Raw genomic sequence first — 25823 nt, forward strand, 5'->3', positions numbered from 1 at the left:
ATTTTGCTGATCCTTACAAGTCTATTCAGCGAGCTAGAAATGAAAATACGAATGGTTTAATCCGTCAATATCTGCCAAAATCATCATCGTTTGATGGCGTGTCAAACGAACAAATAGAGCAGATAGAATTTGCACTCAACCATCGTCCTAGAAAAACACTAGGTTGGTATACACCGAGTGAAGTTATGGCTGGTTTTTATACTGTTGCACTTGCCGCTTGAATCCGCCTTAATTTAAAAAAATAATAACTGCAATATTTATTTAAACTTACTTTTCATCAGTTAATTACTTATACACACATTTAAAATATTTAAAAGGCTGTGAGCTAATCACCAGGCTGAAAATTGAAAAATTATTGCGCCCGATGTGGCTATTTTTTGCTATGATGAGGCGTGCTTTATTTTCACACAATGAAATCAACGATTTAGTAGTGTATTCCCTAGACTTGCAACAAGTCCCGATAAAGCTCAATCTGGATCACTTTAGCACAGTTAAGTGCAATAATTTCAATAGGTTAAGCTCATGCTTCTAATGATCGACAACTATGACTCCTTTACTTATAACATCGTCCAGTATTTTGGCGAACTGAATCAAGAAGTAAAAGTAGTCCGCAATGATGCCGTGACATTGGAGGATATTGAGCGATGGCAACCCAAGTATCTGGTGATTGGTCCTGGTCCATGTTCGCCAAGTGAAGCAGGAATTTCGATTCCTGCCATTCAGCATTTTGGCGGCAAGATTCCCCTGCTCGGTGTTTGTCTGGGACATCAAAGTATTGGTCAGGCTTTTGGCGGCGATATTATTCGTGCCAAACGCGTCATGCATGGTCGTTTGTCTGACATGTATCACAGCGACAAAGGCATTTTTAGCAACTTGCCGAATCCTTTCTCTGCGACGCGTTACCACTCGCTGGTGATTGATCAGGCCACTTTACCTGAATGCCTGGAAGTGACCTGCTGGACCAATGAAGAAGATGGCTCTATGGAAGAAATCATGGGGATTAAACATAAGACACTACCGATTGAAGGTGTGCAGTTCCATCCGGAATCAATCCTGAGCCAGCATGGTCATCAGATCTTTAAAAACTTTCTTGAAATTTACGCATAATGGGCAAAACGCAAGTCATGAATATTCAACAAGCTTTAAGCAATATTACTAAAAACATTCACCTGACTCAGGAACAAATGGAAGACGTGATGCGCACCATTATGTCTGGCGAAGCAACCGATGCCCAGATCGGTGCTCTGCTCATGGGTCTACGCCTGAAAGGCGAAAGTATTGACGAGATTACTGCTGCAGCACGTGTCATGCGTGAACTGGCAACCAAAATTGATGTCAGTGATGTCCCTCATCTGGTGGATATCGTCGGTACAGGCGGTGATGGACAAAACCTGTTTAACGTATCTACCGCTTCAGCCTTTGTAATTGCAGCAGCTGGTGCAACGATTGCCAAACATGGTAACCGTGGTGTTTCTACCAAATCAGGCTCTTCAGATTTACTGGAACAGGCAGGCATTAATCTTGATTTGAATATGCAGCAAACCGAACGCTGTATCCGTGATATTGGTGTGGGCTTCCTGTTCGCACCGAATCATCACAAAGCCATGAAATATGCGATTGGTCCACGTAAAGAACTGGGTATTCGCAGTATTTTCAACCTGCTCGGCCCGCTTACGAATCCGGCCGGCGTAAAACGTTTGGTCATCGGGGTATTTTCCAATGAACTTTGCCGCCCAATTGCAGAAGTCATGAAACAGCTCGGTGCTGAACATGTCATGGTCGTACATTCACGTGACGGTTTAGATGAAATCAGTCTGGCTTCTTCGACGCATGTGGCTGAGCTGAAAAACGGTGAAATCACTGAATGGGAAATCATTCCTGAACAGGTCGACATTGAATCGCAAACCTTAACTGGCTTAATTATTGAAAGTTCAGCAGAAAGTCTGGCTCTGATTAAAGATGCCTTAGGCAAGAAGAAATCTGAGATCGGTCATAAGGCTGCCAATATGATTGCCCTAAATGCCGGTGCTGGTATTTATGTATCAGGCCTGACTTCAAGCTATAAGCAAGGTGTGGCATTGGCACACGATATTATTTATGGTGGCCAGGCACTGGAAAAAATGAGCGTGCTGTCTGAATTCACCAAAACCATCAAACAATATGAAGCTTAATACGGTCAGGAATTTGAATCATGGTTGATATTGCAAATACAATTTTGGGTAAAATTGTTGATCGTAAGAAAGAAGAGTTCGCTCTTCGTTTGAAGCAGAAAAGCTATAAGGATATAGAAGAGTTAGCTCAAGGCGCGACACCTGTACGTGGTTTTGCTCAATCTTTAATGTCTAAACGTCCGGGTGTAATCGCTGAAATTAAAAAGGCTTCTCCGTCCAAAGGCGTGATTCGTGAAAACTTCAATCCTGCAGAAATTGCGGCGCAATATCAGGATGCCGGCGCTGCCTGTTTATCTGTACTGACTGATGTGGATTTTTTTCAGGGTGCTGATGAAAATATTCAGATCGCCCGTTCGCACTGTGACTTGCCTGCGTTGCGTAAAGACTTCCTGATCGATCCTTATGGCGTGATTGAAGCGCGTGCACTACATGCAGACTGTATCTTGCTGATCGTGGCCTGTCTGTCTGATCAGCAGTTAGAAGAAATGTCTAAAACCGCATTTGAGCATAATCTGGATGTACTGGTTGAAGTGCATGATGAAGAAGAATTAGGACGTGCTTTAAAACTGTCTGATCGTTGTCTGCTGGGTGTGAACAACCGTAATTTAAAAACTTTTGATGTCGACCTGAATACATCACTACGTTTAAAAAGATTACTGGATCCTTCACGCCTGCTGGTCACTGAAAGCGGTATCGCAACCCCTGCTGATGTTGCGATGATGCAGGAACATGATATTCATGCTTTCCTGGTCGGTGAAAGTTTCATGAAACAGCCACGCCCAGATCATGCTTTCCGTGATTTATTCGGTGAGCCTGAATCGGTTTAAAATATTAAGTATATAAAAAAAGTCCCATATCAGCATGGGGCTTTTTTTTATTTCTATTAACCAAATTCATTTAATACTGAGTTGAATGATCAAAATAAGAGATTAATTTTTCAAATTCTGGCAGTTCAGAATAGGACTCATCCGCCTTGATTTCATCTGCCCAATCCACCTTCGAGTTCAGACAAAAACTCAGTCTGTGCTGAATTTTGGGTGCTTGATCCAGAAGCCCTAAAGGAATCCAGATCAATGCAATTGTACCTACCTGATTCGGTACAGGCGAGCCACAGTGTTGACAAAAATGAGAACGAAATCCGGTCTCTTTTTGATAGCAGGAAATTGAAGTCTGTTCTGAGGTCCATTCAAAATATTGCTGATGAACTAAAGTTGCTGCATTTGCGGCCGTACCACTCTGTTTACGACATAAACTGCAGTGACAATGATACATGGCCTGAATATTCGTATTTACTTTGAACTGGACATCGCCACACAAACAACTGCCTGAATAACTCATTTTTTTATTTTCCAGGTTTGATTGATTTATATTTAAAGAGAGATGTTCCATCGCGGCAACTGTTAAGATGATAAAAGGAGAATATTCATGAATTATTTTCTATTTAAAGTTCATCAAGCTATACAATCTTAGAAAACTATTGAGAAATTAATGCTGGGTTTGGGATATGTTGTATTTAGTGCAATTCATTTCTCCTTTCAGTCATTTAAGACTATAATTTACCAAATTCAGTATCTCCCCCGTTTCCAGATTATGAGCAAACACGATTCTTCGCTTTCTAAAGATCAGTACAATTTACTCAAAGATCTTAAAAAGCAAATTAGTCATCCTCAGCCTAAGGCTGAACCTGTTGCCCCTGTCGTGAAAACAGCGGAGCAGGAACAGGAGGAAGACCTCGATCTATTTCGCAAGCAGATGCAAGGCGTACAAAAAATTGATGCCGGCAATATTGCGAAAATAGAAAAATCTCCCAAGAAAAAAGTCGATGCGCAAACTTTGGCCAAGCGTGCTGCTGCCGAAGGCCCCATGCATACCGATGAAACCGTCCTGTCTGATACTCAAGCCATGCTCAATCCGGTTGGCAGTCAAGCGAGCTTAAGCTACCGCATTGCGACCTTGCAGCATAAGGTTTTTGAAGATTTAAAAGCAGGCAATCTGCGCTGGTTCGAAGCTGTCGACCTGCATGGTTGTACGGTCGAAGAGGCACGTCAGGCTGTGCTTCAGATTATCCAGATCGCCAAAGATGAAAACCAGAACGTGATCAAGATCGTACATGGCAAAGGGCCGGAAGCGATTTTAAAAACTTATGTCAACGGCTGGTTACGTCAGCACCGTGATGTTCTGGCCTTTGTCAGTGCGCCTGAAAAACAGGGTGGCACTGGCGCAGTTTTAGTTTTGCTAAAACGTGCAGAAAAAAATCCAAAGTTTAAACAGTAAGCGGATTTACCCCCAAAATAAGGCATTGTAAAAGATTTCTGCTACAATGCCGTCCTTGTTCATTCTCAGTTTAAGTGAATACGTCATATGACTATGCAGCAATCTTACGCAAACATTCTTACTGCCGTTGGTGAAGATCTCAATCGCCCTGGTCTCAAAGATACGCCCGTGCGTGCTGCGAAAGCGTTTTCGTATTTAACCTCAGGTTATAGCCAGACTCTGGAAGAAGTGACCAATAGTGCGGTTTTTCCATCAGATAACCGTGAAATGGTTTTGGTGAAAAATATCGAATTTTATTCACTGTGCGAACACCATTTATTGCCGTTTTATGGCCGTGTACATATTGCCTATTTACCTGAAGGCAAAGTATTGGGGCTATCTAAATTTGCCCGCATTACTGAAATGTTTGCCCGTCGTTTACAGATTCAGGAAAATCTGACCCAGCAAATCGCAGAAGCGGTTGCTGAAGTCACCAATGCACGTGGTGTGGCTGTGATGATTGATTCAGCACATATGTGTATGATGATGCGGGGCGTTGGCAAACAGGAATCCACTACGCGTACGGTGTCATTTATCGGTGACTTTAAAACCGATAAAGAAGTCCGCCGTGAGTTTTTAGGTGCTGTACCAGAAAGTTATTAATATAGATTCATACATGAAAGCCTCAATTGATATTGGGGCTTTTTTACACGATGAGGTTATGAAAATGTCATCTATTTGGATTGCGGGTCAAGGTTTAGGCCAGGCTGAAGAAAGTATCGATTATCCACGTCCAGACCGGCTGGTTAAAGGTAATCCTAAACGCCTGACCCAGAGTGCCTATCAACATCCCCATATGGATTGCGGAATCTGGCAATGTGAAGTAGGCGCCTGGAATATTGTATTCGCTGAAAATAAACAGGAATTCTTTCAGGTAATCGAAGGGATCGTCCGTTTACATGATGCTCAGGGACAATCCTTTGTTGAAATCAAAGCAGGTGAAGCCGGCATTATTCCACCCGGTTTTATTGGCACTTTTGAAGTGGTTGAAGCCGTTAAAAAATATTATGTCGTGGTAGAAAGTTAAAAGATAAGTACGAATTCAATACCTTCATCAGTTAAGGAATTTTGCAATCAATTCCTTAACTTTTCTACGTATTCATTCAATTTCTTAAAATTTTATCCCTACATTCTTTTCAAAAAGTTGTCTCATTAACTTAACTTCCCTAGTTTTAAAAATAAACAAATTGATGCTGCATAATTAATTTCCTGACTACATTTCCTGCCATGTTTAAATACAGATCTTTTGTTTAGAAGGCTGCATGATCCAAGTGTATAAATTCTGGAAACAGCCATGAGTAGAAAACAGCCTGATCCGCCTAAACGCCCTTCACGTGTTCATTCAAATAGTTTTGACTATAGTCTGGATTTTAAAAAAATTGATTTCCGTAAACGGCCGGACTTATACCGGATTGGACGCGGTGAGCAAGGCGTGCTTTTAGTAGAACCTTATAAGTCAGAAATTCTGCCCCACTGGCGTTTTGCAGATGCTGAAAAAGCCCAAGCCAGTAGTGAAAAAATTTATGCCCTGTTTCTAGAATATTTAAAACATGAAGATTTCGTCGGGGCCGATATGGCACGCAAGTTTTTACAAATGGGTTATACCCGCGCCCGACGTTATGCCAATCATAAAGGAGGCAAAAAATACGATGGTCCGGTTCCAGATGATAAAAAGGGTTTAAGTGGTGCGCATGGGCGTGAGGAATTGCCGCGCAGTTCTGAAGATCCGGTTAAAGCTGCTGCAGCGAAAATATTTAAACAAAAATGGGATAAAGCCAAAGTCCATCCCGAATATGTACGGCAAAAACAGCAATTTCAGGCTGCGATTCAGCAGCAAATTTTAAATTAGACAGACGCTTTTTGTGTGCCCTGAATTTGAGAAGGTTGCGCCAGATAGACCCGGTTACGCCCTGTATTTTTAGCCATATACAGTGCAGCATCTGCGGCATCCAGGAATCTTTGGTAATCCGGATGACCATCAAATAACGCGCAGCCGATACTAACTGTGAGTCTAAATTGCTGTCCTTGAGCCGTACTGATCAGGCCATGCTCTACATATGTACGGATATTTTCAGCAATGTTCAGCGCGCGTCTTTCATCGGAATCCACCAGCAGCAGCAGGAATTCTTCCCCACCGACACGGAATGCATAGTCACTGCCCTGAATATATTTCTGTAAGGCATCAGCAATAAATTTTAAGGCCAGATCACCAGCTGCATGACCATATTTATCATTAATGGCTTTGAAGAAGTCGGCATCGATCGCTAGCAAGGATAATGGTGTCTGGTTATCACGAGAAAAGTTAATTTCACGTGAAATAATGGTATTTAAATAACGGCGATTCAATAACTGGGTTAGAGAGTCATTTCCAGATTCGATGTAATCTGCAACCTGGAATAATTGATCGACCAAGTGCTGTATTTCACGGTTTAAATCACGAATACTTTGAATCAGATTCAGCATCTGATCTTTTTCAGTACATTCCAGCACTGCCTGATTCAGCGTATCGATCTGATAAATTCGCTCGATAATTAAATCGACCTGATCGGAACCGGTAAAGGCATAAGACGCCTTATGAATAAACCATAAGCCAAATTCTGACTTGGACAGCATTTGATGTCTAATGCCTGTAGTGCCAGAAAAGACCTTGAACATCAGCTCATTTTCCCAATCCAGCAATGAACTGCGCTGCTTATCTTTTTGTACCGCGACATCCTGCATTGCAGAAAATACCCGGTAACTGTGCTTCATTTCCTGATTCTGAACTGATTTCGCCTCATAGGAACGACACATAATTTCTGTGGCAAACCCCATGATTTGTACAATATAACTACAGGTAGTTAGCATGTTTGGCTGCGGATTTAAACTTAGCAATTCAAATATTTTGCGCTGAATTTCTCGTACACCGCGCATAATCAGCCAGGATGGAATCCCGACCCGTGCATGCACATGTCCAACAATATTCTGTTTTTGCACGGCCTCTGCATAACGCTTATTTAGCGCCACACTAAAACTTTCTGAAAGCCACTGATGTAAAGTATCGCGTAGACGCTGCTGAATCAGCTCATCGGTAAAATATTGAGATGCTTCTTCTTCCAGAAGCATATTTTTATAGAATTCTTCTACCAGTACCGAAGAGTGGTCTTGAATAAACTGAAATGCGTGTAGCAAATCATCCGATGAATAATTTTGACAGATCTGTTCCCACTGCTCCGCGAGCATAGCCATACACTCATTATTCATATAACTTTTCCCGATACTTTGCGATTCGCAGTGATCTTATGTGACAAATACAACAATATTCAGGCATTTTAACCCAATTACTGAATACAATCTTTGATAATATCGGTAGAAGTCTCCGAACATGAATTTATTTTAAACATTCAAATACAAGTCATTTGATCTATAAAATTAATTTACTCAATATTCGAGGTTATGTTAACCAAATCAGAAATAATGGACTAAGCCCAGACTCCATTTTTCCCAGCCTTTCGATTCCTGTTGCTGATATTCCCAGCCCACCCGAATGGCATTTTGTGCATTCAAGGCATATTGCAACTGGTTTTTCAACTTCAGTTGCCACTGATGAGAATCTTCCCAATACGGCAGTTCCACCTGTACCAGACTATTGATCTGATCCGTCCAGATATTCTGACAACCCACCGTTGGCCCCATACCGACACGCCATCCTTTGTCAAGCGCTTTTCCGGCCTGCACATGATTTTGTAGCTGCACATAGCAGAGATGTTCACGTGCTTCATTTGCCCAGCTATAGCCACCCTGAACCTGAAAATTGGCTACGCCATGCTGCTGCTCGGTACTAAACTGGCCATGCTGATCCAGTGCTTCCTGTTTCCAGCCCAAACTAAAACCCCAAGATAACGGCGCTTTAAATGCATTGATCGGGTTATAGGAATTCACTGTAAGTAGATCCAGGTGCTCCAGCTTCACGCGGTCATCACGGTATTGCAATGCACCATCCAGGAATAATAATTGGGTTCCTGTACGCAGCCCGCCTTGCGCATCCATGAGGTCGTGATAAGCCTGACGATGACCGAGCTGCACAAAAGTCTCACCCTGTACTTGCCCAGTTTCAAGAACGATATTTCGGGCATGATGGCTTTGAACCGGATCTATTTTTGGACGCTCTGGCTGCTGACGCTGTTTGTCTATCGCCAACTGACTTCTTAGGCCCAATAATTTGCGAAAGCGCGGCTGGGCAAAAGATTCATCAACTTCTTGACGAAGAAAATCCAGATATAAATGGTCGTAGGCCATTTCCAGAATCTTGGCCTGATCTTCAGCCGGATAATTGTGCAGCATGGTTTCCATTTCAGAGGTTTCTGCATACGCTACCTGATGCGCAGTTTTTGCCAAGGATTTGCCATGTTGCCGGGCTTGAGCCAGTAATTGAGTTTCCAGTGCCGGACGGTAAATCTTTTTCCTGATCAGTCCCTGCTGTTCCACAACTTTTAAAGTTTCGACCGGAATCGCGGCGGTATCGAATTGCTGCTGCAAGTTCAGTTCAGGACGCACCAGATCAAAAAGCCCTAATAGACGATAGGCACAGTTATCATTAATGAAATAATAAGGGAAACTTACTTGTTGCATTTCCCAGAGATGCTTCACCAGAAAACCGGTTTCTTCAGGTGTTAAATTAAGTTCATATTCCCATAAATCACGGCTTTCAAAGTCACCATATTCCTTGACTTTGCGGTAATACGGCATCAAGGAATATTCCCCCGGATATTGTCCGGTCAGCCCTTTCCAGGCAAAGGACCAGTTATCATTACTGTCAACTGTGGCAGCATAATTGACCGCATAAGAAACCAGATTCAGTTGCTGCTGGTCTTTGGGATCCAGACGCAGCAAAGTATGACCAAACATGGAGCTGGGATTACCCATATAATCGGTGGCATAAATCAGGGTCGCTTGATAAGGCTTGACTTCATTCATCCAGCGCTCAAAATCCGGGCAACTCGCTTCAGGCAATTGCTGTTCAGGAATATTCAGCTGTTGCATCAACCACTGACTACGCGCCGGAAATTTACATCGTACAGACTGATTGGGTTCTGCGGGCTCAAACAATGCCTGTATATTTTGCTCCAATTCAAGTTGCAGGTCTGTCTTGCTCTGCTTTGCCAGAAAATAGCCAGCATAGCTGACTTCACTTTTTCCTTCAGCATTGACATACATCAAACGCTGCCAGGTCGCGGTCTGGTGCAATCTTTTTTGTGTGGCTTGTTCTAGATAAGCTTGAATATCTGGAGAAATTTCGGATGCAAAACTTAGGGGACTCCACAGCAAGGCTGGGAACAAAAAAGCATATTTCATTCAGTCAACGGTTCTTTTCAGTTTTTATTTATAAGAAAACCCTGCCAGGACAGCAGGGTTTTTACAGCGATACTTAGATATAAGCTTTTAATACTTCATCTTTAGCCATGACTGTTTGTAGAGTACTTAACACTTGTAAAGTATTCTGGTTTTCTTCTGAATAGATTTCAGAGAAATTCTGCTTAGATACAGTGAAGAAACGTGCTTTGTCTTCTGCCTTGATATTTAGCAGTTCAGCCAGTACATTCAGGCTTTCACCTTCACCTACGGCCATATCACGTGCCAATGCCTCAGCATTTTCATTGGTAAAAGTCACGACTTGAGCCGTTACTGTACCGCCCTGGCTACATCCTAAAGTACCGAAAGTAATACCCAGCCACTGGTTAGTAAACAGGACGTTTGTTGTACCTGCAAGCAGCTTAGGAATAATGCCTGACTGGCCTGCCCATACCTGGCTACCAATACCACAACCTACATCTCTATCCGCCATCGCCATACCAGAACCCGTTGCCAATACCACAGCGAGCATAATCTTTTTTAACATACTTATTCTCCGGTTATTCTCATGCATCTTTTGTTATTACGCTAATGATGTAATCTTCATTACACATTCAGGAGAGTAGCGGGAAGTCTAATTTGGCGCAATGAAAAAAATGTCCAATTTACATAAAGATAAACAGAATAATTTTACCGGGTTTTTAGGCTCCAGTTACCTTGAGAATTACGCTGTCCTAGAATCTTTAATACCAGCACCAGACTGAGCAATAAAAGTAAATACCATGAACCGAGTTTCCCCCACCCGACCATATGCCATTTTTCTACCTGGCTTGGATATAGCCAGATCTGATAAAAGGTACTGATGTTCTCAGCCACCCAGATAATGAAAGCCAAAATCAACAGGACAGGCAACATCGGCAGCTGAAAAGCATGCTGATTCAACTGAAACCGAATTCTGGTTTTCCAGAACATCACTATACTCCAGACAAATAACAGCAAGCGATAGTCCGGAATGAAGAATTTGCTCATAAAGTTGATGTAGGACAAGACGGCCAAAGCCAGCATATGGCTAAAGCGCGGCAATTTTTCAAATGAGACTTGGTATAAGCGTAAGGAACGTGCAAAAAAACTGCCGACAGCCGAATACATAAAGCCGGCAAATAAAGGCACCGTCAGTATTTTAAAAATTGCAGGTTGTGGATATTGCCAGGATGCAATCGCCGGATGGGTCAGGAAAATTTCCATAACCATCGCCATGATATGGAACAAGGCAATTACTTTGGCTTCGGCCCAAGATTCCAGTTTGGTATAGAGCAACACCATCTGAATCAGTAAAGCAAAAAATAATAGATAGTCATAGCGGTAGAAACCATAAAAAAGTTCACTACCCATTGATGCGGTTTGTGCAAAAGCAAGCAGGAGCAGAATCCCAAATAAGGCAGCCGAAGCTGCCTTATAGGTAAATTCAAACCCTGATTTAAAAAAGTCGATCAAGGCTTACATCCTAAAGATATTTAGCGCTGTACTCATGTACGGTATCAATAAATACTTTAGGATTGGCTGGATCCACCCACTGGGTAATGCCATGACCTAAGTTGGCTACATAACCGGTTGTTTCACCGTTGGCATAGGCATCATCCAGCATCAACTTGGTCGCTTTAGCAATCGCGTCCGGAATGCCATATAAAGTTGCCGGATCCAAGTTGCCTTGTAGCGCAGCACGACCTGCAACAGTCTGGCGTGCAACATTGAGCGGCGTGGTCCAGTCCAGACCAAAAGCATCTACACCGGTCGCGACCATAGGCTCTAGCCATTGGCCACCACCTTTGGTAAACAGAATCACTGGAATCTTGCGGCCATCTTTTTCACGTTGCAAACCTGCCACAATTTTCTGCATATAATTGAGTGAAAATTCAATATATTCACGATGCGCAAGTGCACCGCCCCAACTATCGAAAATCTGCACTGCCTGAGCACCGGCATCGATCTGGGCATTCAGATATTCAGTCACAGCATCTGCTAAACGTTCTAATAAAGCATGCAGAACTTCTGGCTGTGCGTACATCATGTTTTTAGTGAAGCGGAAATCTTTACTCGAACCCCCTTCAACCATATACGTCGCCAAGGTCCACGGGCTGCCGGAGAAGCCGATCAATGGTACTTGCCCACCCAAAGCGGAACGAATGGTCGACACTGCATTCATTACATAATCAAGGTCAGACTTGGCATTGAATTTGGGTAAATTAGCCACATCCTGTTCAGTCCGCACAGTTTTGTGGAATTTCGGACCTTCACCTGCTTCAAAATACAGACCCAGACCTAAAGCATCTGGTACAGTCAGAATGTCCGAAAATAAAATGGCCGCATCCAGCTCATAACGGCGTAAAGGCTGCAAAGTCACTTCACAGGCAAATTCAGTATTTTTGCAAAGAGAAAGGAAATCCCCTGCTTTGGCACGTGTTTCTCGATATTCTGGTAAATAACGGCCTGCCTGACGCATCATCCATACAGGGGTAGTATCTACAGGTTCACGTAACAATGCGCGCAGAAAACGATCATTTTTTAAGGTCGTCATTCACTTTCCTATCTATCTTTGATATTGCCCACATCATAACAAAATGGCTGCATTTTGAATAACTTCTCATGACTTTAAAAACCGATCATGTTAAGTGATCAAATGTGAGGAATTACACAAAAGAACTACTGCATCTCCACATTTTTTCTGTAATACTTATAGTGTTTTTTCACATAGTTAACGAAATATTTTTAAGGTTGAGTTACATGTTAGTTCGCACAATGCTCGCTGTGAGTCTAGGTTGCATTTTCGCAGGTACTGTTTTCGCTGCGTCTACTGCTGAACAACCATTAAACCCCCAAGTTGTCACTGATGTTGCGGTTCAGGATCCGATTGATCCTTTAGCAACTGAAGCTTCGGCAGCACAAGCAGAAACTCGAATTAGTGCTCAAGAACAACAAGATCTGAAGAAAGCTTCTGAAGCATTAGATGTATTACAAGATACTGAAGACCAGACTGCCGATATCGGTGCTGCTCCAACCACGACTAAAGCACCGACAAATTCTGCTGCTGCGAAAGCATCTTGGACTTTAGACGGCCTTAATAATGCAAGCTGGTATGAAGATATTGGTAAAGGCCAATTTCCGGTATATGCACGTGCGCATGTCATGTTAAATAATGCCCATGCTTCTCCAGGTGCGATTGACGGTACTAGCGGTAAAAATACCTTGAAAGCGATCGCATCTTTCCAGCAAATGAATGGTATTAAACCAACCGGTACATTGACTCAGGAAACTTGGGATGCCCTATTGGCTAAACAGGGTTCTAAGCCTGCTTTTGTGGAATACACCATCACTGAAGAAGACCTGAAAGGTCCTTATGCCGAGTCTATTCCTTCTGACTATGCCTTACAGGCAAAAATGAAAGGTCTGTATTACACTCGCGTAACTGAAATGCTGGGTGAAAAATTCCATATGGATGAAGACTTTTTGAAAAAGTTAAATCCAAAAGCTACCTTCAAAAAAGCTGGGGAAAAGCTGATTGTTGCCAATATCCGCAATGAAGTTCCTGAAGATATTCATTTAATTGTGGCGCATAAAGGTGCTAAGCAGCTTTATCTGTTCAATAGCCGTAACCAGATGATCGCTTCTTTCCCTGCAACGATTGGCAGTTCGAGTACTCCATCGCCAACAGGAACTTATAAAGTGACTGGCGTAGCGAAAAACCCATGGTATAGCTACTCACCATCTAACTTTGTTCAAGGCAACAACAAGAAACCACTTTCTTTACCACCTGGTCCAAACGGTCCTGTAGGTAATATCTGGATCGGTTTAAGCAAAAAATCATTTGGTATTCATGGTACGCCAAATCCATCTGCAATCTCTAAAACTGCATCACATGGTTGTATCCGTCTGACTAACTGGGATGCGAATGATTTAGGCCGTAAAGTGAAATCAGGCGTAACTGTCCGTTTCCTTGAATAATCTTTATTTAAATACCTAAGCCCGCTTACGAGTGGGCTTTTTTATACCTACATCCTTTTGTATCGTTGCAAAAATGCAATGATCTGTCGCCTGTTTATAATTTTTTAAGAATTAAAACAACGTTATGATGATCTCAAGTTAAAAATTAAAGTGAGATAAATTCATGAAAGCTTTTCTACATCCAAGTGAAAATCGTGGTCATGTAAAAATGGGCTGGCTGGAGTCTAAACACAGCTTCTCATTTGGCAACTGGTACAATCCGAACTATATGGGCGTGAGTGCATTACGCGTTATTAATGATGATCTGATTGATGCACATCAGGGCTTTGGTACCCATCCGCATGACAATATGGAAATCCTGACCTGTGTATTGAAAGGCACGATTACTCATCAGGACAGTATGGGCAATCATGGCGGTATTGCAGCAGGTGAATGGCAACTGATGAGTGCTGGAACCGGTGTACGTCATAGTGAAATGAACCAGGGCGATGAACAGGTGCATCTCCTGCAAATCTGGATCATTCCGAATGAACATGATGCTCAGCCAAATTATCAGCAAATTCGTCTGGACGCAAAAGAACAACCAAATCAATGGCATTTAATTTGTGGACCAAATGACAATGCACCCATGCACATTCGTCAAAATGCAGAAGTCAAAACCGCAGTGATCCAGCAAGGTCAAAGTCTAGATATTAAGGCAACCCAGCATATCAATTATGTACATGTGATTTCTGGTTCAGTACAAATTTCGGAATATACAGTTGAAGCTGGTGGTGCGATTGCCTTTATGGATGACGCAGAAATTAAAGCAATTGAAGATGCTCAGGTGATCTGGTTTGATTTACCAGAAGCTACTCATTAAAACTTCTATTTATATTCAGTCTATGCCGACTCATCATTTTGATCAGTCGGCATTTTTATAGAAAACATATAAAAATAAAAGTGATTCATTCTTTATAAGGATTTGGGCTTCAATATACCACTATACAAATTAAACCAATTCACATCAGTTTTTTACCGAACAACAGTAAATTTTGGGCGAAGATTGAGCTGATCCATTTTGATTGAATCAATATAGCGAATGGCTGTTCTGGTCATTATCTTGTATAGATTAAACAGGTGTATGCACCTTTTCATTTATTCTGAATAAACCGAAGAGCACATCTAATGAACCAGATTTTAGAAATCCAAAGCAGCCAGCAACAAGCTCTGCACTTTTTATTAGACTTTTTAAAACAGCAGCAATATCAGTTTACCGCCATTACGCCACTTTCCCATCAACGGATTCTGGATCGTAAAAGAAGCGAAAAAAATAAATATAAAACCTTACAGGATATCTTTGGCTGGAATCTGGAATTTACAATTACCGATCTTGATCCTGTTCTTTTTTCATTATTGTTAGAACATCAGCTTTTGGAAGTTCAGGATAATACATATAAAAGTCTGATCAGAGTCGCTTCACTCGAAGACGAATTATTTATTCACTCAGCCTTTCCCACCACCCAACAGGACGCTGTTTTTTTTGGTCCTGATACTTACCGTTTTGCCTATCATTTAAAGCAGTATTTATCTTGCCAGGCCAATTCTTTTAAACGGGCGGCTGAAATATGCTGTGGCACTTCTACTGCTGCAATTCATATAGCTAAACATTTTCCAGATCATGAGGAAATCTTTGTCGCAGATCTGAATCCGAAAGCCCTTCTCTATAGCCAGATTAATATTGATTTTTCAGGTTTTAATTCGATTCATCCTGTGCAGAGTAATTTATTTTCTGGTCTTGAAGGTCAGTTTGACCTGATTTTTGCCAATCCCCCTTATTTAATTGATCCAGATCAACGGCAATACCGTCATGGAGGCAATGAACTGAATGGCAATGAATTGTCTTTTAAGATTATCAAACAGGGTTTACAGCGACTCAGTCCAGATGGACGTCTATTTTTATATACTGGCGTCACTATTTGTCAGGACGGCAATCGCTTCTTACAGCATCTGGAGGATTTAATGAAACAGCATCAAAATATTGACTGGTCTTATGAGGAAATTGACCCGGATATTTTTGGTGAAGAGTTAGAGCAACCTGCTTATCAACATGTAGAAAGAATTGCGCTGGCCCTACTCAAGTTCGAAGTCAAAACTGATAGACCATAAAATTTCAGCTCGGGTTGTGGCTATTTTTAAACTGCGGCCTAATTAAAACAAATAAAAATTAACTCAATCCGCATCACATTTAAAATTATTTTTAATAATTATTTATAATTAAAAAACATATACTTAAATAAAATATTAGTTCTATTTTATCACCACGTACTTCTATAATTCTCATCTGATATTTACGACAACTTTAAAAATAATGTCGTCTTTTTGGTTATACCTTGGGGAAAATTATGGAAAGAAATTATTTGAGGTTGAGAACAGCCTTACTAACCTTATCGCTATCGATGAGTCTGATTGCCTGTGGTGGAGGTGGCAGTAGCGGAACATCTTCTCCTGCAGAAACACCAGATTCTGCTGTTAATCCACCATCAACAACTAATCCATCTGATAACGAGGAATCATCCCCTTCACCTGTAGAAACACCTGATGGCAGTACACCACCTTTAAATCCACAAACGCCAACGACCACCCGGATTAATAAGGCATTGAGTACAGGTGATGCCCGACCTTTGATTCAGCAAGATTCCGCTACATTGCTAGACTGGGCCCTGCAGCTCGCCAAGCAACAACAAACATGACAAAAGGGTTTAATTACCTCACTCTATACCAGTTCGAATGGCAAAGTTTTGCAACCTCAACTGCAATTTACGCCAACTGCTTCGATTAATCTTTATCCTTATGATTTAAGCGCAGCTTTACCAATCGCAGTTTCAGATCAAGCCTGCGGCTGGAATTTAAGTCAGCAGGCGAATAAAGGCTGTGGTTTGGGAGTCGCATCACAAATCAGTAAAGGCCGTGCGCTGGCTTTTGGCCAGAATATGCTTGGGGGAATCTCAGCGAATAGTCCTGACGTGGTAGATTTTGCACCCGTGCTCAACAATGGTTTTCGCTGGCTATTGACGGGGAAAACACAAGCACAGCCTAAACAAGAACTAAAACTTACCGTAAATGGTCTGGCACAAACCAACCTGAGCATGATAGAGAATTATTTTGCCCAGCATTTAGGGGTTAAAGTTACCTTTCTACAATGTAATGTACTGGATCAAACCAATACCTGCTGGAAAGATGCTGACCTGATGATTTTAGGCAGTAATATTGGCGCCAATAATTTTGAATCCAGCTTGATTCAGGAATATCTGGAGGCAGGTAAGCCAATATATTTCCAGGCAATGGGTTATAACGTCACTACACCGATGGAAAAAATCTTTTCGGCATTGAAGATTGAAACCAATAATAATTACTGGCGTGGCCAAGATACTTTACTCATGTCTTCAGGACGTTCTATCACAGATCAATGGAATAAAGTGAATGACATTGATAGTACGATCCAAATGTTGGAATATTTCAAGTCACCAAGTGCGGCACGTCTAGGTGATTTAAATGCCAATAATCCGTTGATTCAAACCATCAATAAAGCTTCTACCAATCTACAAAATTTAAATGCACAAGGCATTACTGCATTTAGCGCAAAAAATAATAATCAGATTCTAAAAGCTTTGGTGTTATTGGCAGATCTCTGGCGTCCAGGCGTGAATTACAGCGGACTGTCGAAAAATGGCGATGCTCTGACTTTTATGCGTACCTATGCCAGCGACTCCTGGACGGACTATAAACGCAAAACCACATTGGTGAATCCAAATGGTGCCGGCGATTATATGCCAGCCTCTGCACAAAACATGGCTGTCAGTGCTCAAGCCGAAACCATTACCGTGACCATTCCACAAGGCAGTGGAATTACCACAATTGGTCGTGCCAGCATTCCGGGCAAACCTGTCAGTATTGAGATTGTTGATGCTCAGGGTGCGCAGCTTTCAGTCCAGACCAGCTATTTACGTGCCTGGGGCAATCCCTTTGATGATGGCGGCTATAAACGTCCTCGCCGTCCCAATAGTTTCACCGTAAAATTAGACGCCACTCAAAGCAATGACTTTATTAGCCCGTTCGGTGGACCATTGATGTTGAATTACAGCAATGCCAAAGCAGGCTCGGTGGTGACCTTAAAAATCAAAGGCGCAGCAAAATATGCGCATTATGATTTTACTCAAATGATCACTGAAGCGGATATTAGCGAAGCAACCAGCATCCTGCAAAGTAGAAACTTCGGCTGGAACACTTTTAAATTTGTTGGTGGTGAAATTCAACAGACCAATGACTATGCTTTAAAAGCCATTGGTGATCGATCGGCACGTACCTATGTGGATCAGATTAAGGGCGTAATCTTTGACAGTAACCACATTGCCAACGGTTATAACAACATGCCGCTGGATAGCAGTACGGCACAGCGTTGTAATGAATTAGGCTGGGATTGTACCGGCACAGTTCATCGTGCCCCGAATGTTCAACATTTTGTGGGCTGGATTGCGACCTGTGGCTTCCTGTGCTCAGGAAATCCATCAGATGGGTCAACTGGCATTGATACCGGTTGGGGCTGGGTGCATGAACTGGGACATAATACTGTTCAGGATGTCTTAACCATGGTATTCCCTTCCACTGAAACCGGGAAAACTATTGGTTGCGTAGTGGAATGTAATAACAACATTCTGGCAGGCCTAAGCATGATGCGTAAATATCATCTATATGCTCAGGACAGTAATGGCAGCAACTTCCGCCACTCAACCTTATATGCCAATATCAAGGATACACGGAGTCTTGGTCTGTCAGGTGAGGTACAACGTGCCGCCATGGAAAAACGCTTATGGCAAGATGGCTATCATGTATCGATGCAGGCCTTCCATATCCAGATGGCCATGAACTATACCCGCTTACATCAAGGTAAATCGCGACCTGATCTTCAGGGTGTATTTGAGTTCATACGCCTACTGAATACGGCACAACGTTTATATAACCAGATCGATTTAAGTAAAGCTTCTCAAGCAGATAAGAATAAACTGGGACTAGGTGCATTTAATGCGAAAAACATGAGCCGCCCTGACCTGATTTATGTACTCAGTTCAAAAATCATGGGCTATGACCTAAAAGATTTTTATGCACTTTATGGCTTGCCTTTAACTGCAACCGCACATGCTTCAGTCGCCATGCTTAATCTGCCGACCGCACCTTTGTATTTCTATGCGCAACCGGATGGCGGTTCAAATCGCTTGGCAACAGGACAATGGCTCACCATTCCAGCAAACGGCCCTGTCCCTAATTATCCTTATTAATTGATCGATCAAATATAAAAAATCCCGGCTTCGGCTGGGATTTTTTATAACAGAGCATTTTCATGATCAGTGTATGAGCGACTATCAAGAGCTAAATAAATAGCGATTTACTTATTTTTCTTGTCCCGACTGCCTTCAAGGATTTCAATTAAGCTCAGATTGATATTTCTCGCCAGTTTTTTTAATTTCTCTCTCGGTTTTCCTCTGCAAAGAAAGCGGAAACTATAAAGCTCATCTTTATAAGAAATTACATAGAAAAAAGTTCCTACTGGCTTTTCTTTGGTTTCTGTCCCGCCTCTTTTTAAGAGTCCTGTACAGGCAATATAAATATCAGAATAAAACATTTTCTTGGCTTTTCTGACCATTTCCTGTGTGACTTCCATAGATTCCGGCGTATATTGTTTAATAAATTCAGGTTTGATTTTTAAAATATTCTCTTTGACACCCATGTCATAACACACCAGTCCGCCATATAAAATATCACCCGAATATTTATTTTGGGAAAATCGGTAAGCCAGGTAACCTGCTGATGCACTCTCTAGAAAAGTAATACTTAATTTTTTTTTAGCGAGTAATTTTATACATTTATTCATAGAGTAAACTCCTGACTTTACGATCTTCTATTGAGTATTAAATATTCAAAAATAAAAGATTAAGTACTTAGCTTCTGAATGTCCTAGCAAAACTAAAACTGAACTGCCCTTGCTCACCACCTTAAACCAGCTGTATATCCTCAGTCATTTATATGACTTAAGTTCATACCAACGAAACTCATAATAACCTTGACGGGTTTTAACTCTGATTGGCTTTCTGATTTGATGTGTATTAGATTTTTTATAGATTCATGATAGTTTTATGCCTAAAAGCATAAGTAGTAGAAGATATAAAATATAGATCACTGAAATGATGGCTAAGTCGATTTAAGTGTGAACTAAAATGTGCTTATTAATTCAGGGTTTATTTATAAGACGATGAATAGGTTTAATTAAGAAGTGAATAATTTCAAAGACAAAATCCTGGCAAGATACCAGGATTTTTTATATTCACTTTTGGTCATGTCATATGACTACTAAATAATTTTGAAAATTTTGCCGCTGATGGTGCTTTGAAAAAACATTTCAAAACTTGGGCGAATATTTTCACCTTCAACTGTAATATGTTTAACGTTAGAATCCGATTGGGTATGAACAAAATCAGGGTCAACAGTAGCCTGAATCACGTATTGAACACCGAATTGATCTTTCACATTAATATTTTGCTTAAGCATAAATAAACCTTTAGTAATGATTATAAGAGAGATCGGCTAGAAATTGGTTAGCCAATATATAATTTAAATATTAAATAACTTTATGATTTAATTTAAATAATTGATTTAAAGATGTATAAAATGTACGACCGTCTAGATTCAGGTCAACTTCGATTCCTGATTGAAGCAGTACTCTTTTACCTACTTCAATTTCCTTAAAACCTTGACGTGTATTTTGCATTTTATTCAAGGGAATCAAAGAAACAATAATTTCTGTACCATTTTTAGATTTTGCAATTAATTCATTAATTTTTAACAATTTGTATCCTATTTTTATACTTCTTCCAATCTAGAAAAAGCTTTTTAACTTTTATTTAAAACAATAAAAAAGCACTGATGCGTGCTTTTTTATTCTACAGACTTATAGCGCAGTAATATTTACAGCATTTGGGCCTTTTTGACCTTGAACTACGCTGAATTCAACTTGCTGACCTTCCATTAAGGTTTTAAAACCTGAACTAGCAATTTCACTGAAATGAGCAAAAACATCTGGACCAGATTCTTGTTGAATAAAACCGAAACCTTTAGTTTCGTTGAACCACTTTACAGTACCTTTAACAATATTTGAGTTTGACATAATAAAACCTACTAATTTTTAATAATCTGAATGACCAGTTGTAACTTTGAAAATAATAAAGAATGGAACTTAAAATCTGGATAAAACGAAGGATTATGAATAAAACGACGATACTTAAGGAAGATTTTTTGCAACAAGACTTTTTTCTAGTTAAGACCAGTATACAGGAAGATTTAAAATAATCAAGTTTTCTTATATATATATTTAATTACTTTATAAATATTATTTTATTATTTACAGAATTTTCATTATATTTTATTTAATTTCAACGACTTGATAAAATAAATCCATATTGCTTCAGTGAGTTAAACTTTTACATTTTAGTGTACTTTCGTTTCCTGCAAACAAAGAAGCAGAGAAATAACAATGTCATCGCTCTGCTTTACTTAATTTTAGACTGCCCTTTCCCTAATAATATTAAAAGGTCACACGCTTATATTCCCGGTATTCCGGTATCCAGAAATTCGCATCTATGGCTTTCTGCAGCACCTCAGAACCAACTTTTGGAGCGACGCCATCCTCAACCGCAGCTTGTGCAACCCTTAGAGCAATAATCTTGGAAATATGCTGAATCTGATCCAGATCTGGCAACAAATTGGCGGTTGGGTCTTGAAGTTTTGGAGAGCATTCTGCTAAGGCATTACTTGATGCCATCAGCATATTATCCGTGACTCGTGTAGCGCCTGAAGCAATCACGCCTAGTCCAATTCCCGGGAAAATATAAGAGTTATTACATTGAGAAATAGTATAAATGTGTTCCTGATAATTAACGGGTGCAAATGGGCTACCTGTAGCAATCAGAGCTTTCCCATTGGTCCATTGAATAATATCGGCTGGAACAGCTTCTACGCGAGAAGTAGGATTCGATAAAGGAAAGATGATCGGATGTTCACAATTTTCAGCCATGGTCGTGATTACTTCTTTACTAAATAATCCCGGCTGTCCAGATACCCCAATCAGTACTGTGGGTTTTGCATATTTGATGACATCCAATAGAGAAATAATCTCTTCGGCATTTCCCCATTCAGCAATATTTTCTGGTTCTTGAGCCAGTTTTCTCTGAAAATTTAATAGGTTTGGCTGATTCTGGGTAATAAGACCAAAGCGATCCACCATAAAGACCCGCTTACGCGCTTCAGCATCAGTCAGGCCTTCCGCCACCATTTTTGCCACAATCTGTTCAGCGATCCCACAACCGGCTGAACCTGCTCCTAGAAAGGCAATGGTCTGATCTTTTAATTGTTTGTTTGACGCATAGGAAGCTGCAATCAGACTGCCTACTGCCACAGCTGCCGTACCCTGAATATCGTCATTGAAGCAACATACTCGATCACGATATTTTTCCAGTAAAGGCATGGCATTGTGCTGGGCAAAATCTTCAAATTGAATCAACGCATCGGGCCATCTTTGCTGAATCGCCTGTATCACCATTTCGACAAACTCATAATATTCATCACCAGTGATACGAGGCTGACGCCATCCCATATAAATCGGATCATTCAACAGCTGCTCGTTGTTCGTGCCTACATCCAAAGTAATTGGCAAGGTATAGGCTGGACTAATGCCACCGCATGCCGTATATAAAGCCAGCTTTCCAATTGGAATACCCATTCCGCCAATGCCCTGATCACCTAAGCCAAGAATGCGCTCACCATCCGTAATCACGATCACTTTGACATTTCTTCGATTCACGTTATGCAGGATATGCTCAATATGATCCCGATCCGGATAGGAAATAAAAACCCCGCGATGACGGCGATAAATCTCGGAAAAATGCTGACATGCTTCTCCTACCGTTGGCGTATAAATGATCGGCATCATTTCGCTTAAGTGATTTTCGATCAGGTGATAGAAAAGCGTCTCGTTGGTGTCCTGGATGTTACGTAGGTAAATATGCTTATTGATTGCATCATTGAATGAGCAGTATTGTTGATACGAACGCTGACTTTGTTCCTCAATCGATTCGATCGCTTGGGGCAAAAGTCCATGTAAATTAAAATGAATACGTTCTTCTACAGAGAAAGCTGAGCCTTTATTCAGCAATGGGAGTTCAAGTAATGCAGTGCCTGCGTAGGGAATATAAAGTGGACGTTTAGGATTCAGAGGTTCAGTTGCCATTTTTAACTCGCACTTTAAGATTCGACATAAATGAAAGCCGAAAAGAACAAAAAATTATCCTACTATCTTAGTCGACTTTCAGCTGTTTCAGTCATTCAGCGAATTAATAATGAAAAATGTTCTATTTAATAAACTGATAACGGCAATAAAATAAGCTCTAAATTTTTATATCCTCTTGTCAGATAAAAGTTTAGATCATACTTTTTTAATTTAGGTTTAAGCCCATTGATTGAGATTAAATATTAGAAATTAAAGCTATATATGCATTCGTTTTTATTTATTCACTTTTTAATAAGAAAATATTTAGGAAATTAGATCAATTAGCTTGTTATCTATCTGCTTTATCTAAAAAATCAGACAATTTTGAACTCAATAAAACTTAGGCAATAAAAAACCCCGATCAATGATCGGGGTTTTCCGTATCTGGCGGAAGCGGTGAGATTCGAACTCACGGAGGGGTATAAGCCCTCGTCGGTTTTCAAGACCGGTGCATTAAACCGCTCTGCCACGCTTCCATGTCCGCAATAATACGGAGCTTTTAGGTGACTGACAAGTGAAAATTACAGTGAATCTCATCAACTGCATATAGTTTCATCAAATCCTTACAATTTTGCTGCCAATTCTGCCCCTTCACGAATTGCACGCTTGGCATCCAGCTCAGCAGCCAGCTTTGCTCCACCAATAATATGGTAATTCGCTAGAGTCTTTTGATCATCTGAAGGCATAACATCTTTGACTGACTCCTGACCAGCACAAACGACGACCGTATCTACACGCAGCAATTGATCATGCCCATCCACTTCAATCCACAAACCTTCATCCGTAATCGATTTGTAGTGCACACCGCGTAACATGCGCACGCCATGTTTTTTTAATTGGGCACGATGAACCCAGCCCGTGGTTTTACCTAAGCCTGCTCCTAAAGCAGTAGTTTTACGCTGTAATAGATAAATTTCACGTACAGGTGGCTCGACTTCTGCTGGCTGCAGTCCGCCTTCACTTACATAATTTGCATGCAGATCTACACCCCATTCCCGTTTCCATTCATCTACAGGTTGCGGTTGTGGCTGATGCGGTGGCTTTAATAAAAATTCTGATACATCAAAACCAATTCCTCCGGCACCAATGACAGCGACACGATCTCCTACTGGTGCGCCGCGCAATACTTCAGCATAAGACAGGACTTGAGGTGCATCACTACCGGTAATTTTCAATTCACGCGGAACAACGCCCGTAGCCACAATGACTTCATCAAAACCTTCGCGTTCCAGTTGTTCCCGATTCACTCGGGTATTTAAACGGACATCTACCCCAGTTTTTTCCAGCTGCACTTTGAAATAGCGAATGGTTTCGTGGAATTCTTCTTTGCCTGGAATCACTTTGGCCAGATTAAATTGCCCCCCCACTTCATTAGTGGCTTCAAATAAAGTCACATCATGACCGCGGCTGGCTGCGACTGTGGCTGCGGATAAACCTGCCACTCCACCACCTACTACGGCGATGCCTTTAGGCTTTTTGGTTTTGACATAGACCAGTTCGGTTTCATAGCCGGCACGTGGATTCACCAGACAGGTAGCGCGTTTATTTTTAAAGGTATGATCCAGGCAGGCCTGATTACAGGCGATACAGGTATTAATTTCATCAACACGATTCGTTGCAGTTTTATTCACCCAGAATGCATCTGCTAATAACGGGCGTGCCATTTGCACCATATCTGCCTGTCCCGATGCCAAAATCGCTTCAGCCGTTTCTGGCATATTGATCCGATTCGATGCAATGACTGGAACAGCAACATGCTTTTTGACTTCTGCGGTGTAATCTACGAATGCAGCACGAGGAACAGAAGTGACAATCGTCGGAATACGCGCTTCATGCCAGCCAATACCGGTATTGAGTAAAGTTATTCCAGCCTTCTCTAATGCTTTAGCGACGGTAATCACTTCCTGCATAGTATTGCCATCATGCACCAGATCTAGCAAGGACAAACGGAAACAGATAATAAATCTTTCACCAATTTCAGCACGAATCGCTTTAACAATTTCCACTGCAAAACGCATGCGGTTTTCAATTTCTCCGCCCCAGCGATCAGTACGCTGATTGACATGACGGCTTAAAAATTGGTTAATCAAATACCCTTCAGAGCCCATGATTTCCACGCCGTCATAACCCGCTTTTTTAGCCAGTTTTGCAGTTTTAACATAGTCCTGAATCGTATCCAGAATCTGGTTTTCAGACATCTGACGTGGTTTAAAAGGTGAAATTGGCGATTTGATCGGACTGGCAGATACCACAAAAGGCTGATAGCCATAACGTCCGGCATGCAAAATCTGCAACAGAATCTTGGCCCCATGCTTATGCACGGCATGCGTAACCAGTCGATGCGGTGCAACATCGCCCAAGGTATTCATGGTTCCGCCAGCAGGCAATAACCAGCCCTGACGATTCGGTGAAATCCCGCCAGTAATCAGGAGACCCACACCACCTTTGGCACGTTCACCAAAATAAGCGGCCAGTTTAGGATAATTATAAAAACGATCTTCCAAGCCCGTATGCATTGATCCCATCACCACACGGTTTTTAATCGTGGTGAAACCCAGATGTAATGGTTTTAAAATATTTGCATAGCGCGTCGTTGTCATAAAATATCCCTGATTCTTATTTGGCTAAAAGCTTAAATCTTATAAATGTACTTT

25 protein-coding genes and 1 tRNA gene are annotated in these 25823 nt (G+C 41.3%); 13 read left to right on the plus strand and 13 right to left on the minus strand.

Annotated elements, in window-relative coordinates; genetic code table 11:
- The 4 genes from FTV18_RS02525 to trpC form a co-directional block, all read left to right on the plus strand.
- The coding region (locus FTV18_RS02525) for an IS30 family transposase (RefSeq protein ID WP_180016882.1) at nt 1–221 on the plus strand (221 nt) is incomplete at its 5' end.
- Between the two features lie 301 nt (nt 222–522).
- Nucleotides 523–1107 (plus strand): aminodeoxychorismate/anthranilate synthase component II, encoded by a 585-nt coding sequence (locus tag FTV18_RS02530; RefSeq protein WP_004782771.1) that lies wholly within the window; start codon nt 523–525, stop codon nt 1105–1107.
- A gap of 17 nt (nt 1108–1124) precedes the next feature.
- Nucleotides 1125–2171: an anthranilate phosphoribosyltransferase gene (trpD, locus tag FTV18_RS02535; protein ID WP_034590018.1), complete on the plus strand. Its 1047-nt coding sequence runs from the start codon at nt 1125–1127 to the stop codon at nt 2169–2171.
- A gap of 20 nt (nt 2172–2191) precedes the next feature.
- The gene (gene trpC, locus FTV18_RS02540) at nt 2192–2998 is read left to right on the plus strand and encodes an indole-3-glycerol phosphate synthase TrpC (RefSeq protein ID WP_180004238.1); all 807 of its coding nucleotides are present in this window, start codon (nt 2192–2194) and stop codon (nt 2996–2998) included.
- A gap of 70 nt (nt 2999–3068) precedes the next feature.
- Here trpC and FTV18_RS02545 read toward each other — a convergent pair whose 3' ends face one another.
- A complete protein-coding gene (locus tag FTV18_RS02545; RefSeq protein WP_159124403.1) occupies nt 3069–3509 on the minus strand; it encodes a GFA family protein in 441 nt (146 codons plus the stop codon).
- A 252-nt stretch (nt 3510–3761) separates the two neighbouring features.
- On the opposite strand from FTV18_RS02545, the gene FTV18_RS02550 reads away from it, so the two are divergent.
- The 4 genes from FTV18_RS02550 (at nt 3762) to FTV18_RS02565 (ending at nt 6333) form a co-directional block, all read left to right on the plus strand.
- Nucleotides 3762–4445 carry a Smr/MutS family protein gene (locus FTV18_RS02550; protein WP_034590020.1) on the plus strand — a complete coding sequence of 228 codons (684 nt, stop codon included), beginning with the start codon at nt 3762–3764 and terminating at the stop codon, nt 4443–4445.
- A 93-nt stretch (nt 4446–4538) separates the two neighbouring features.
- Nucleotides 4539–5087, plus strand: coding sequence for a GTP cyclohydrolase I FolE (folE, locus tag FTV18_RS02555; protein WP_171064799.1), 549 nt, complete (start codon nt 4539–4541; stop codon nt 5085–5087).
- A 64-nt stretch (nt 5088–5151) separates the two neighbouring features.
- Nucleotides 5152–5511, plus strand: coding sequence for a cupin domain-containing protein (locus FTV18_RS02560; RefSeq protein WP_180016880.1), 360 nt, complete (start codon nt 5152–5154; stop codon nt 5509–5511).
- A 267-nt stretch (nt 5512–5778) separates the two neighbouring features.
- Nucleotides 5779–6333: a DUF4385 domain-containing protein gene (locus tag FTV18_RS02565; protein WP_159124405.1), complete on the plus strand. Its 555-nt coding sequence runs from the start codon at nt 5779–5781 to the stop codon at nt 6331–6333.
- On the opposite strand, the gene FTV18_RS02570 is transcribed toward FTV18_RS02565, so the two are convergent.
- The 5 genes from FTV18_RS02570 to hemE form a co-directional block, all read right to left on the minus strand.
- Nucleotides 6330–7727, minus strand: coding sequence for a diguanylate cyclase (locus FTV18_RS02570; RefSeq protein ID WP_180016878.1), 1398 nt, complete (start codon nt 7725–7727; stop codon nt 6330–6332). The two genes, FTV18_RS02565 and FTV18_RS02570, sit on opposite strands and share 4 nt — an antisense overlap.
- A 204-nt stretch (nt 7728–7931) precedes the next feature.
- Complete coding sequence (locus FTV18_RS02575) at nt 7932–9818, minus strand: DUF4105 domain-containing protein (protein ID WP_180016876.1); 1887 nt, start codon at nt 9816–9818, stop codon at nt 7932–7934.
- A gap of 73 nt (nt 9819–9891) precedes the next feature.
- The gene (locus FTV18_RS02580) at nt 9892–10362 is read right to left on the minus strand and encodes a DUF3015 family protein (RefSeq protein WP_004782788.1); all 471 of its coding nucleotides are present in this window, start codon (nt 10360–10362) and stop codon (nt 9892–9894) included.
- A gap of 143 nt (nt 10363–10505) precedes the next feature.
- Nucleotides 10506–11309: a DUF817 family protein gene (locus tag FTV18_RS02585; RefSeq protein WP_159124408.1), complete on the minus strand. Its 804-nt coding sequence runs from the start codon at nt 11307–11309 to the stop codon at nt 10506–10508.
- A 10-nt stretch (nt 11310–11319) separates the two neighbouring features.
- Entirely contained in the window at nt 11320–12390 is a 1071-nt protein-coding gene (hemE, locus tag FTV18_RS02590; RefSeq protein ID WP_180016874.1) for a uroporphyrinogen decarboxylase, read from the minus strand.
- 206 nt (nt 12391–12596) lie between these two features.
- On the opposite strand from hemE, the gene FTV18_RS02595 reads away from it, so the two are divergent.
- The 5 genes from FTV18_RS02595 to FTV18_RS02610 all read left to right on the plus strand — a co-directional run bounded on the left by FTV18_RS02595 (nt 12597) and on the right by FTV18_RS02610 (nt 19129).
- Nucleotides 12597–13814 (plus strand): L,D-transpeptidase family protein, encoded by a 1218-nt coding sequence (locus FTV18_RS02595; RefSeq protein WP_180004225.1) that lies wholly within the window; start codon nt 12597–12599, stop codon nt 13812–13814.
- Between the two features lie 163 nt (nt 13815–13977).
- Entirely contained in the window at nt 13978–14676 is a 699-nt protein-coding gene (locus FTV18_RS02600; RefSeq protein ID WP_180016872.1) for a pirin-like bicupin family protein, read from the plus strand.
- Between the two features lie 305 nt (nt 14677–14981).
- Nucleotides 14982–15962: a methyltransferase gene (locus FTV18_RS02605; RefSeq protein WP_180016870.1), complete on the plus strand. Its 981-nt coding sequence runs from the start codon at nt 14982–14984 to the stop codon at nt 15960–15962.
- A 236-nt stretch (nt 15963–16198) separates the two neighbouring features.
- Nucleotides 16199–16546: a hypothetical protein gene (locus FTV18_RS15670; RefSeq protein ID WP_257218571.1), complete on the plus strand. Its 348-nt coding sequence runs from the start codon at nt 16199–16201 to the stop codon at nt 16544–16546.
- Between the two features lie 48 nt (nt 16547–16594).
- Entirely contained in the window at nt 16595–19129 is a 2535-nt protein-coding gene (locus tag FTV18_RS02610; RefSeq protein ID WP_257218570.1) for an ImpA family metalloprotease, read from the plus strand.
- Between the two features lie 107 nt (nt 19130–19236).
- On the opposite strand, the gene FTV18_RS02615 is transcribed toward FTV18_RS02610, so the two are convergent.
- The 7 genes from FTV18_RS02615 to FTV18_RS02645 form a co-directional block, all read right to left on the minus strand.
- Nucleotides 19237–19722 (minus strand): CinA family protein, encoded by a 486-nt coding sequence (locus FTV18_RS02615; RefSeq protein ID WP_125278923.1) that lies wholly within the window; start codon nt 19720–19722, stop codon nt 19237–19239.
- Between the two features lie 476 nt (nt 19723–20198).
- Nucleotides 20199–20396, minus strand: a complete 198-nt coding sequence (locus tag FTV18_RS02620; protein WP_034706083.1) for a hypothetical protein — start codon at nt 20394–20396, stop codon at nt 20199–20201.
- A gap of 70 nt (nt 20397–20466) precedes the next feature.
- A complete protein-coding gene (locus tag FTV18_RS02625) occupies nt 20467–20694 on the minus strand; it encodes a hypothetical protein (RefSeq protein ID WP_004782813.1) in 228 nt (75 codons plus the stop codon).
- A gap of 102 nt (nt 20695–20796) precedes the next feature.
- Nucleotides 20797–21012, minus strand: coding sequence for a cold-shock protein (locus FTV18_RS02630; protein WP_004782814.1), 216 nt, complete (start codon nt 21010–21012; stop codon nt 20797–20799).
- A 417-nt stretch (nt 21013–21429) separates the two neighbouring features.
- Nucleotides 21430–23130 (minus strand): NAD-dependent malic enzyme, encoded by a 1701-nt coding sequence (locus FTV18_RS02635; protein WP_180016868.1) that lies wholly within the window; start codon nt 23128–23130, stop codon nt 21430–21432.
- Nucleotides 23131–23554: 424 nt separating this feature from the next.
- A tRNA-Ser gene (locus tag FTV18_RS02640) sits at nt 23555–23645 on the minus strand.
- Nucleotides 23646–23732: 87 nt separating this feature from the next.
- On the minus strand, nt 23733–25769 hold the full coding sequence (locus FTV18_RS02645; protein ID WP_034704913.1) for an NADPH-dependent 2,4-dienoyl-CoA reductase: 2037 nt from the start codon (nt 25767–25769) through the stop codon (nt 23733–23735).
- Nucleotides 25770–25823: the final 54 nt, after the last annotated feature.

The sequence above is a fragment of the Acinetobacter sp. YH12241 genome (assembly GCF_013417535.1).
Taxonomy (GTDB): domain Bacteria; phylum Pseudomonadota; class Gammaproteobacteria; order Pseudomonadales; family Moraxellaceae; genus Acinetobacter.

Excerpts from the sequence above, each read along its gene's own strand:
- FTV18_RS02565 (WP_159124405.1), top strand. The coding sequence starts at position 5,779 with ATGAGTAGAAAACAGCCTGATCCGCCTAAACGCCCTTCACGTGTTCAT.
- hemE (WP_180016874.1), bottom strand. The coding sequence starts at position 12,390 with ATGACGACCTTAAAAAATGATCGTTTTCTGCGCGCATTGTTACGTGAA.
- trpC (WP_180004238.1), top strand. The coding sequence starts at position 2,192 with ATGGTTGATATTGCAAATACAATTTTGGGTAAAATTGTTGATCGTAAG.
- FTV18_RS02545 (WP_159124403.1), bottom strand. The coding sequence starts at position 3,509 with ATGAGTTATTCAGGCAGTTGTTTGTGTGGCGATGTCCAGTTCAAAGTA.
- FTV18_RS02635 (WP_180016868.1), bottom strand. The coding sequence starts at position 23,130 with ATGGCAACTGAACCTCTGAATCCTAAACGTCCACTTTATATTCCCTAC.
- FTV18_RS02605 (WP_180016870.1), top strand. The coding sequence starts at position 14,982 with ATGAACCAGATTTTAGAAATCCAAAGCAGCCAGCAACAAGCTCTGCAC.
- trpD (WP_034590018.1), top strand. The coding sequence starts at position 1,125 with ATGAATATTCAACAAGCTTTAAGCAATATTACTAAAAACATTCACCTG.
- FTV18_RS02615 (WP_125278923.1), bottom strand. The coding sequence starts at position 19,722 with ATGAATAAATGTATAAAATTACTCGCTAAAAAAAAATTAAGTATTACT.
- FTV18_RS02550 (WP_034590020.1), top strand. The coding sequence starts at position 3,762 with ATGAGCAAACACGATTCTTCGCTTTCTAAAGATCAGTACAATTTACTC.
- FTV18_RS02595 (WP_180004225.1), top strand. The coding sequence starts at position 12,597 with ATGTTAGTTCGCACAATGCTCGCTGTGAGTCTAGGTTGCATTTTCGCA.
- FTV18_RS15670 (WP_257218571.1), top strand. The coding sequence starts at position 16,199 with ATGGAAAGAAATTATTTGAGGTTGAGAACAGCCTTACTAACCTTATCG.
- FTV18_RS02645 (WP_034704913.1), bottom strand. The coding sequence starts at position 25,769 with ATGACAACGACGCGCTATGCAAATATTTTAAAACCATTACATCTGGGT.
- FTV18_RS02600 (WP_180016872.1), top strand. The coding sequence starts at position 13,978 with ATGAAAGCTTTTCTACATCCAAGTGAAAATCGTGGTCATGTAAAAATG.
- FTV18_RS02570 (WP_180016878.1), bottom strand. The coding sequence starts at position 7,727 with ATGAATAATGAGTGTATGGCTATGCTCGCGGAGCAGTGGGAACAGATC.
- FTV18_RS02630 (WP_004782814.1), bottom strand. The coding sequence starts at position 21,012 with ATGTCAAACTCAAATATTGTTAAAGGTACTGTAAAGTGGTTCAACGAA.
- FTV18_RS02575 (WP_180016876.1), bottom strand. The coding sequence starts at position 9,818 with ATGAAATATGCTTTTTTGTTCCCAGCCTTGCTGTGGAGTCCCCTAAGT.
- FTV18_RS02620 (WP_034706083.1), bottom strand. The coding sequence starts at position 20,396 with ATGCTTAAGCAAAATATTAATGTGAAAGATCAATTCGGTGTTCAATAC.
- folE (WP_171064799.1), top strand. The coding sequence starts at position 4,539 with ATGCAGCAATCTTACGCAAACATTCTTACTGCCGTTGGTGAAGATCTC.
- FTV18_RS02530 (WP_004782771.1), top strand. The coding sequence starts at position 523 with ATGCTTCTAATGATCGACAACTATGACTCCTTTACTTATAACATCGTC.
- FTV18_RS02580 (WP_004782788.1), bottom strand. The coding sequence starts at position 10,362 with ATGTTAAAAAAGATTATGCTCGCTGTGGTATTGGCAACGGGTTCTGGT.
- FTV18_RS02560 (WP_180016880.1), top strand. The coding sequence starts at position 5,152 with ATGTCATCTATTTGGATTGCGGGTCAAGGTTTAGGCCAGGCTGAAGAA.